This window comes from Streptomyces sp. NPDC046900, assembly GCF_040644975.1.
Lineage (GTDB): Bacteria > Actinomycetota > Actinomycetes > Streptomycetales > Streptomycetaceae > Streptomyces.
Genome location: NZ_JBEYXD010000176.1, coordinates 1 through 7,111, shown reverse-complemented (window position 1 = coordinate 7,111; position 7,111 = coordinate 1). Strand labels below are relative to the sequence as shown.

The 7,111-nt window shown below is 70.0% G+C and carries 13 protein-coding genes and 1 pseudogene; 6 read left to right on the top strand and 8 right to left on the bottom strand.

Annotated elements, in window-relative coordinates; all coding sequences use genetic code 11:
• Position 1: 1 nt before the first annotated feature.
• Together ABZ904_RS49950 and ABZ904_RS49945 are read left to right on the top strand one after the other, a co-directional pair.
• Positions 2-328: a plasmid stabilization protein gene (locus tag ABZ904_RS49950; protein WP_361830863.1), complete on the top strand. Its 327-nt coding sequence runs from the start codon at positions 2-4 to the stop codon at positions 326-328.
• A 388-nt stretch (positions 329-716) separates the two neighbouring features.
• Positions 717-1,034, top strand: coding sequence for a hypothetical protein (locus ABZ904_RS49945; RefSeq protein WP_361005769.1), 318 nt, complete (start codon positions 717-719; stop codon positions 1,032-1,034).
• Here the strand turns inward: ABZ904_RS49945 and ABZ904_RS49940 are convergent.
• Positions 1,024-1,410 (bottom strand): hypothetical protein, encoded by a 387-nt coding sequence (locus tag ABZ904_RS49940; RefSeq protein ID WP_361830860.1) that lies wholly within the window; start codon positions 1,408-1,410, stop codon positions 1,024-1,026. The two genes, ABZ904_RS49945 and ABZ904_RS49940, sit on opposite strands and share 11 nt — an antisense overlap.
• An 82-nt stretch (positions 1,411-1,492) precedes the next feature.
• Here ABZ904_RS49940 and ABZ904_RS49935 point away from each other — a divergent pair, with 82 nt between their 5' ends.
• The 3 genes from ABZ904_RS49935 to ABZ904_RS49925 all read left to right on the top strand — a co-directional run bounded on the left by ABZ904_RS49935 (position 1,493) and on the right by ABZ904_RS49925 (position 2,440).
• Complete coding sequence (locus ABZ904_RS49935) at positions 1,493-1,708, top strand: hypothetical protein (RefSeq protein WP_361005775.1); 216 nt, start codon at positions 1,493-1,495, stop codon at positions 1,706-1,708.
• A gap of 177 nt (positions 1,709-1,885) precedes the next feature.
• On the top strand, positions 1,886-2,167 hold the full coding sequence (locus ABZ904_RS49930) for a hypothetical protein (RefSeq protein ID WP_361005778.1): 282 nt from the start codon (positions 1,886-1,888) through the stop codon (positions 2,165-2,167).
• 63 nt (positions 2,168-2,230) lie between these two features.
• The gene (locus tag ABZ904_RS49925) at positions 2,231-2,440 is read left to right on the top strand and encodes a hypothetical protein (protein ID WP_361830857.1); all 210 of its coding nucleotides are present in this window, start codon (positions 2,231-2,233) and stop codon (positions 2,438-2,440) included.
• Between the two features lie 68 nt (positions 2,441-2,508).
• On the opposite strand, the gene ABZ904_RS49920 is transcribed toward ABZ904_RS49925, so the two are convergent.
• From ABZ904_RS49920 to ABZ904_RS49890, 7 genes and pseudogenes are all read right to left on the bottom strand, one after another.
• A complete protein-coding gene (locus tag ABZ904_RS49920) occupies positions 2,509-3,582 on the bottom strand; it encodes a Ku protein (protein WP_361830866.1) in 1,074 nt (357 codons plus the stop codon).
• Between the two features lie 172 nt (positions 3,583-3,754).
• Entirely contained in the window at positions 3,755-4,336 is a 582-nt protein-coding gene (locus ABZ904_RS49915; RefSeq protein ID WP_361830854.1) for a hypothetical protein, read from the bottom strand.
• Between the two features lie 108 nt (positions 4,337-4,444).
• On the bottom strand, positions 4,445-4,630 hold the full coding sequence (locus ABZ904_RS49910; protein ID WP_361830851.1) for a hypothetical protein: 186 nt from the start codon (positions 4,628-4,630) through the stop codon (positions 4,445-4,447).
• 319 nt (positions 4,631-4,949) lie between these two features.
• The gene (locus ABZ904_RS49905; protein WP_361005783.1) at positions 4,950-5,327 is read right to left on the bottom strand and encodes a DUF2267 domain-containing protein; all 378 of its coding nucleotides are present in this window, start codon (positions 5,325-5,327) and stop codon (positions 4,950-4,952) included.
• An 85-nt stretch (positions 5,328-5,412) separates the two neighbouring features.
• Complete coding sequence (locus tag ABZ904_RS49900) at positions 5,413-5,808, bottom strand: DUF2267 domain-containing protein (protein ID WP_361005786.1); 396 nt, start codon at positions 5,806-5,808, stop codon at positions 5,413-5,415.
• A gap of 98 nt (positions 5,809-5,906) precedes the next feature.
• Positions 5,907-6,332 carry an Hsp20/alpha crystallin family protein gene (locus ABZ904_RS49895; protein WP_361005789.1) on the bottom strand — a complete coding sequence of 142 codons (426 nt, stop codon included), beginning with the start codon at positions 6,330-6,332 and terminating at the stop codon, positions 5,907-5,909.
• 56 nt (positions 6,333-6,388) lie between these two features.
• Positions 6,389-6,747, bottom strand: a pseudogene (locus ABZ904_RS49890) (FUSC family protein); the annotation flags it as partial.
• A 173-nt stretch (positions 6,748-6,920) separates the two neighbouring features.
• Between ABZ904_RS49890 and ABZ904_RS49885 the strand changes: the two are divergent.
• Positions 6,921-7,111, top strand: a 191-nt coding sequence (locus tag ABZ904_RS49885; RefSeq protein WP_361005791.1) for a hypothetical protein, incomplete at its 3' end; no start/stop codon positions are given.

Sequence of the window (7,111 nt, the reverse complement as noted above, 5' to 3'; positions counted from 1 at the left end):
CATGCCGGCCGGATCGAGTTCCAAGCGCGAGCGGCAATACGAGCACATCAAGAAGAGCGCCGAGGACCGCGGCGAGTCGTCCAAGCGGGCCAAGGGGATCGCCGCGCGGACGGTGAACAAGGAGCGGGCCAGGTCCGGTGAGTCGGACACCGCCAGCAGGACCTCCACCCGTGACCCGAAGTCGGCGTCCGAGCGCGGTGGGCAGCGCTCCCACAGCGGCGCGGAAGGACCCACCAGGGACCAGTTGTACGAGGAGGCCAAGAAGCGCAACATCCACGGCCGCTCCTCGATGACCAAGCAGCAGTTGGAGAACGCGCTCGGCCGCTGAGGGCGTGCGTCGAGGAACCCCCACTTGCCAAAGGCGCTAGCTCTTGGGGGGAGCAAAGTGGAAACTGCGCCCAGGACGGCAAGTACGACAGCCGGGAGGAAGCAGAGCGCGCCGCCCGCGCGGTGCTTGCCCGCAGGCCACGCACTTGTTCAGGGAGGTGCGTGCCCGATTGGCGGCGCGTCTCCCGGAAGACACCGCTCTGATCCTTCTCAACCAGCAGGATCCCGGCAACGTCACTTCGCATCGGGTCCTGTGCCCGGCCCTCACTGCGAATGCGCGGACTTCCCGCTCCTTCCGACTTTCCAGCGCAATCGTTTCCCCCCGCATATGCCCCAAGAGGCGCGCGACAATGAAAGGGCACATCGCATTCGACGGAAGGAGGAGCGTGATGGGCAAGGCAGCTGAGTACCCGCAACAGGAGACGCATGCGGGCAACGGCCACGGTATGCACCGGCACATGCGCACCCTGCATCCTTCGGTGCCGATTCCGTATCTCAGCAAGGAGGAGATGACGAGCACGGCCCGAGCGGCGACGGCACGGCTGCCCGGTACCCCGCCCGCCAAAGACCTGGCGTTTTACGGAGGACTTGGAGCCCTGGCGGCGGCGGGAGCTCTGGATTGGCCGGTCGCCCTCGCCGTCGGCGGCGCCACCTGGCTGCTGCGCAGCGGGCGGAGGGAGAAGCCCGAGGCAGGCGTCAGGCCGTAGGGCATCCTGGGCCGCTGCAGAGCGTCGAGTCACGCAATGGGCTGGGGGCGCTGACGCCGCAACCGTCGCGGACCTGGCAACGGTGACCGTGCGTCGAGATCCCCAGGGCGTCAGAGGTTCCCGGGCCTCGAGGGGGCGGGAGCAGGGGCACTGGCGGGCCGTCCTCCAGGGGCACGTGGGTGCCGACGTGGTGGACCAGGCGCTGCTCGTACAGCTGGGCGATGGGTTCGGCGCGCAGCCGCTTGCCTACCTTGGCGGTGACTTCGAGGACGCGGGGCATGAGCTGCCCGTTGGTGGTGCCTTCGTGGCGCAGCTGCTCCCACGCCTGGGAGAGGACCTGGCGGGCCATGTCGCCGCAGTAGTTGGACTCGACCACGATCGCGTCGGCTTTGAGGGCGAGGGCGGAGGCGAGGAGGCAGGCGGTGCGGCCCCAGTCGTTGGCGCCCCATGCTCCCGGAGTGATCCTCGAGCACGTACAGGTGGCCGTCGTAGCCGCGGGCGGCGCCGATGATGCCGCTCTTGTCGCCGATGGCGGGCTCTCCGTCGGTGGGGTCGACGGCGACGATGACGCGCGCCATGTCGAGGCCGCCGAACTGGACGGTGGTGAGGCGGCGTTGTTGATCCAGGCGCGCTGCCAGACGCCGCCCTCGGGCGGGCGGGGCTTTTGCTGGTAGAGCGCGGCCCACACGCGTTCGCCGACGCGGCGGCGGGTGGTGGTGTGGTGTTCGGCGTCGAAGCGTTCCGGCCACAGGGTTCGCCGACGGCCCGGCCCAGCCGGTCGGTCTCGCTGTCGGCGAGCGCGGGCAGGTCGATGATCTTCCACTCGCCTGCCTGCGCGTCGGCGAGGGCACGTGCCGCCGGCCACAGTGCAGCGTCTGCCGGGCGGCCGCGCCGGACGTCTGGCCGCCGCCCGGGCACGTGGCATCGCCCCCCGCCTCGTCGTCCCGCGCGCTCTGCCCGCTTCGGCCGTGGTTCGCCACGCCTTCGCCCGGCACACCCTGGACGGTGCCGAAGTCCGCGCCGCCCTGCTCGACCTGGTCATCCAGCTCGGGCGGCTGCTGCGCCAACGGCGTCAGGCAGCCCGCGGCCTGACGCTGACGCTGCGGTTCGCCGGCAAGGGCAGCTGGGAGTAGACGCGCCGCCTGCGGCAGGCCTCCGCGCACGACGACGATCTGCGCATCCTGGCCTACCAGTTGATGGATGCCGCGGGCCTGCAGCGAGGCCGGCTCACCGGGATCACGCTCAAGGCGGAAGATCTGGTGGATGCCGATCAGGTCGCCGAGCAGATCAGCTTCCATGGGGCCCCCGAGTCCCGCCTGGTCGCCGAGGCCGTCAGCGATCGCATCCGCGATAAGTTTGGGCCCGGTGTGATCGGTCCGGCCGCAGCCTTCCGTCGTGTCTCCTGACGGGGCCAACCTCCCGGAGCCGCAGGTCGGGGCCGCTCACGGCCTCGGTAAGCATCAGCCCGGGCAGGTCAGGGGGCGCTCTTCTTACGGCGACGCCCCGTGCGGGCAAGCACGTCGACCAGCTCCTCGCGGCTCATCTTGGAGCGGCCCGTGATGCCCTGCTCGGTGGCCCGCTTATACAGCTCCGCCTTACTCAACTGCCGCAGCGCGCTCTTGCCCCCACCCCCGCCGCGGGCTGTGGCAGACGCGCGGGCTTCCTTCGGCGGGCCCTTCCTCTCGGCGGACTTCTTAGCCGCGGGCTTGCGCACGGCCTTGCGGGCGGCGGTCTTCCGCCGCGGCGCGGCCGGCTTCTTGTCTCCGGCGCGCCGGGCCTGGTCGAGGCTGTTTTGCAGGACGTCCATGAGGCTGATGACGTTGGTGGCCTGTGGTGCCTCCTCTGCCGCCGCGATCTCTTGGCCCTCGGCCTTCGCTTTCACCAGTTCCCGCACCTTTTTCTGGTAGGTGTCGTGGTAGCGGGCGGGATCCCAGGATGTGGCGAGGGCGTCGATCAGCTGGAGCGCCATGTCCAGCTCCTTGCCCTTGCCGGCGCGGCTCGAAGGCAGCTCGGGTAGCTCCCGCCCGGGGTCTCGGACCTCGTCGGTCCAGTGGAGGGTCTGCAGGGCCAGAACGTTGTCCTCCGCGCGCAGCGCGGTCAGATACTGCTTGCCGCGCATCACGAACGTGGCGATCCCGGCCTTGTCCGCCTTGGCCAGGGCGGCGCGCAGCAGCTCATACACCTTCGTGTACTCCTTGCCGCTGGGGGCGAGGTAGTAGGTGCGGTCGAAGTACACCGGCTCGATGTCCGCGAGGTCGACGAAGTCGGTGATGTCGATGGCCTGGGAGCGTCCCGGTGCGATCTCCTCCAGTTCCTCGGGCTCCACGATGATGTACTCGCCTTCGGCCACCTCATACCCTTTGACGATGTCCTCGGTGGATACTTCCTTGCCGGTGCGTTCGTTGACCCGCCGGTTGCGGATCCGGTCGGCGGTGCCGCGCTGCAGCTGGTGGAAGTGGACCGTGTGGTCCTCGGTCGCCGTGAACAGGCCGACCGGCACGCTGACCATCCCGAAGGTGATCACGCCGGTCCAGATCGCGCGTGCCATGACCACCACTCCCATCGTGCCTGCCTCGTCGGCGCATCCGGTACGGATGCTCGTGCTGACCACGCTGGCACTCCTTCACCCACAGCGCGCGCCGGGCGCTAGCAAGCGGAGCAGCAGCACGCGCCGGTGACGCCTGGACTAGGCGCCTGGGCATCCGTATCCGGGCCGGCACCTACCTGTCGCTCGCGGTCAAGCGCTCCACTTCCTGCGCGGATGCACGCGCTTCCCCTTCGGCCCGAGCGGGGGAGTCAGCGGTCGCCCGGTGCCGCTGTTCGGCTTTCCGCTGTTCTTGATCGGCTCGCTCGAACTCCTCGCGGGCCTGCTGCAGTTGCTGCTCGGCAGCGGAGACTTGCTGCCGGGCCTGGTCGTGGCGGTTACGTGCCCGCTGCAGCAACGCGTCGGCGTCCGCTTGTTCAGCCCGCTTCTCGCGCAGCCGCTGCGCGGCCGCTTTGGCTGCCTTTCTGGCCTGGGCGAGCTGCTCTTTGCGCTCGCGGCGCCGAACGGCGAGTTCATCCGTCGCTGGTGCCCGTACCGATGGCGACGCAGCTGTCGACGGGGCGCCGGCCGCGGGAGCGGTGCGAGACGGGAAGGCCGACAGCGGCGTGAGGGCGGCCTCCAGACGGCCGGCGGCCCACCGGCTGGCTGCGTCCGGGTCGGCGAGCACGGCACGCAGGGTGGATTCGACGTCCTGCTGCGCCGTGTCCGACAGCCGGTGCCCGGCCTCGCGGGCAAGCCGGGCAGCCTGCCGGGACAAGGTGGAGACGATGCGTCGCCGCTGCTCAGACAGCTCCTTGATCTGATCGGCATCCAGGGTGCGGTAGGCCTCGCGGCGCGCCTGCCCCAGCTGCAGGAACTGCCGGCTCTACTGCGGCTGGGAGCGCAGCAGCAGGTTCGCTGCCCAGGCGGCGCGCGTGGGGCGGCGGGCCCCATGGATCCGGCGGGCGTCCTCCACACGGCCGGCTGCCTTAGCGGTGGCGGCAAGTTCCTCTCGGCGGGAGACGAAGTCGGGTGGCGGCGTGGTGTAAAGCTCGTCGAGAGCCGCCTCCACATCATGCTCCCGCCGCCCCGCGCGCCCTTGTGCTGCATGATCCTCAGACTCCATCGAGCCAGGCCCCCGCGCACCTCGGGTCCACTCGCCCGCGCGCCGTGGCACCGCCCCTGCCCGCGCACCAGCGGGAGACGGGGCGAAGCCCTGATCCCGAGCGGGAACCAGGGCTTCGAACGATGGGCATGAGGGGGGACCCGGCACACCCCCGGGTGCCAGGCGCGGTGTCGGGGTCGCGACGGCACGAGTCTGGTGGGGTCCTTGCAGCCCGTGCACGCGTCGGGGTCCGTAACGGCTTGGGCGCCGGGAGGAGACGTCCCGCCTATGCGGCGGGGGTGAGTTCGGCGCGGCAGAACAGCAGGGCGTAGCCGGAGGGGAGTTGGTGCAGGATGCGGGGGAGGAGGTCGGGGCCGGCCAGGACTGCGACGGTGCAGAGGACGGATCCGGTGTCCCAGCGGGTGGCCAGGGTGGAGCCGGTGCGGGCGGCGAGGTCTTTGACGAAGGCCCAGCCGGTGAGGGGCTGGGTGTCGGGGATCTGCGCGGTGAGGATGCGTGCGGCTTCGAAGGGCAGGCGGGTGGCCAGTTCGATGCGTTCGTCGCCCGTCAGCCGGCGTCCGAGTCCAGCGAGGACCAGGCGGACGGCTTCCTCAGCCCGTTCCCGGGTGGGGTAGGCGCCTTCGGAGCGGACCTTCTCCAGCATCTGTTCGTACGTTGTTGATTTTCTGTCGCCGAGGTGATGGAGCCAGAGCCCGGCACAGATGTGCGGGCGCCGGGTGTGTGGGTGGTCAGGTCGGCTGAGGGCGGCCGAAGAAGGGGTCGTAGCCTGTGGGGAGCTGGAGCAGGATCTGCCCCAGCAGTTCGTCGCCGGCCGTGTCGGCGACGGTGCTGAGGACGGCGCTGACGTCCCAGGCCGCGGTCTGGTCCGTGGCCCCCTCGATCCAGGCCGCCGTCGCCCGCAGGAACCGCTCCGGTGGCAGGGGTTCGGCGCTCTGCAGCGGGTTGAGCAGGATCAGGGCGAAGTCTTCCGGCAGACGCGCCGCCAGTTGGGCGCGCACCTGGCCGACCAGGTGTGCGCCCAGCAGGGCGAGCACCACGCGGGCTGCGCGTTCTGCTTCCTGCCGGCTGTCGTACTCGCCGCGTTCCTTGACCCGGTCGAGGAATGCTTCCCATCGCAGGCTCACTTCGGCCGCCACCCTTCTCCGTGTCCAGAGGGGTACGGAGGACCGGGTGAGGGGGAGATCAGGTACCCGTCCTCCGCCGCTGTTCGGCCTCGCTCGGCTCAGCGGGAGATCTCCTGGCGGTGGGATCCACTGCTGATGGCGATCTTGCGGGGCTTGGCGCGTTCGGCGATCGGGATGCGCAGGGTGAGCACCCCGGCGTCGTAGTCGGCCTTGATGTGCTCGGTGTCCAGCGTGTCGGCGAGCACGATCTGGCGGGAGAAGACGCCCAGCGGACGCTCCGAGAGCTCCATCTGCACGTTGTCGGCCTTGGCCACGGGCCTGCGTTCGGCCTTGACGGTCAGCATGTTCCGTTCGACGTCGATGTCGATCGCCTCTGCGCTGACGCCGGGGAGGTCGAAGGCCACTACGTACTCGTTGCCCTCGCGGTAGGCGTCCATCGCCATCGCGGCCGGGCGCGACCAGGTACTCATCAGCTGCTGAGCGAGCCGGTCGAGTTCACGGAAGGGGTCAGTGCGCATCAACATCACGAAACACCTCCAGCAGGTTCGGGCAGTTGCTGCCAATGCGCCTCACTGAACCCGGTCGAGCCGACGGCCCACGCCATCCCCGCGACAAAGGCCCATACGGCCAGCAGCGGGAGGAACGTCACGAGTCGCCCCGCCGTCAGCTAGCCCGCGAAGGTGCTGAGCGCCAGACCCGCGCCCGCGCCGAGCACGATCACCTTGCGTGGACGCCAGGTGCGCTGGAAGGTGGCCCCACCCGCGGAGTAGGCACCGAGGGCGGCGGACGCGGCATACGCAGGGGAGACCAGCCACAGGCCGACCCGACGACGATCGCCACCCCAGCGGCCGCGCGCAGCGCGAGCAGAGGCTCCAGCCGCGTCTCCTCGATCGTGAGCCCGGATCGCACGACTTCCCCGAAGGCCCGCAGCCACGTCACGGGTGTCCGCCTGGCCGGAACGCCCTGCCGCGTTGCGTCGGCCTGGTTGAGGTGCGACAACCGTCGGGCAAGGAAGCCTCCCACACGGCCCGCTAAGAGATATCCCGTAATGCGGTTCGGTGCGTGCCTCACCACCTCCGGGGCTTCAGTTAGCTGATGTCGATCTTGAGGTTGTGAAGCGCCGCGACGCCGGCGACGGCGTGGTTGATGGCGTCGCCGCGGCGGCGGCATTGCCGCAGGATTTGATGGTCTTTGAGGCGTGCGATGGGGTGTTCGGCTACTGCTCGCCGTTTCCGGAACCGTTTGTAGGTCCGATCTTTGATGATGCGGCCGTCTGGTCCGCGACGTGGTGTTCTGATTTGAG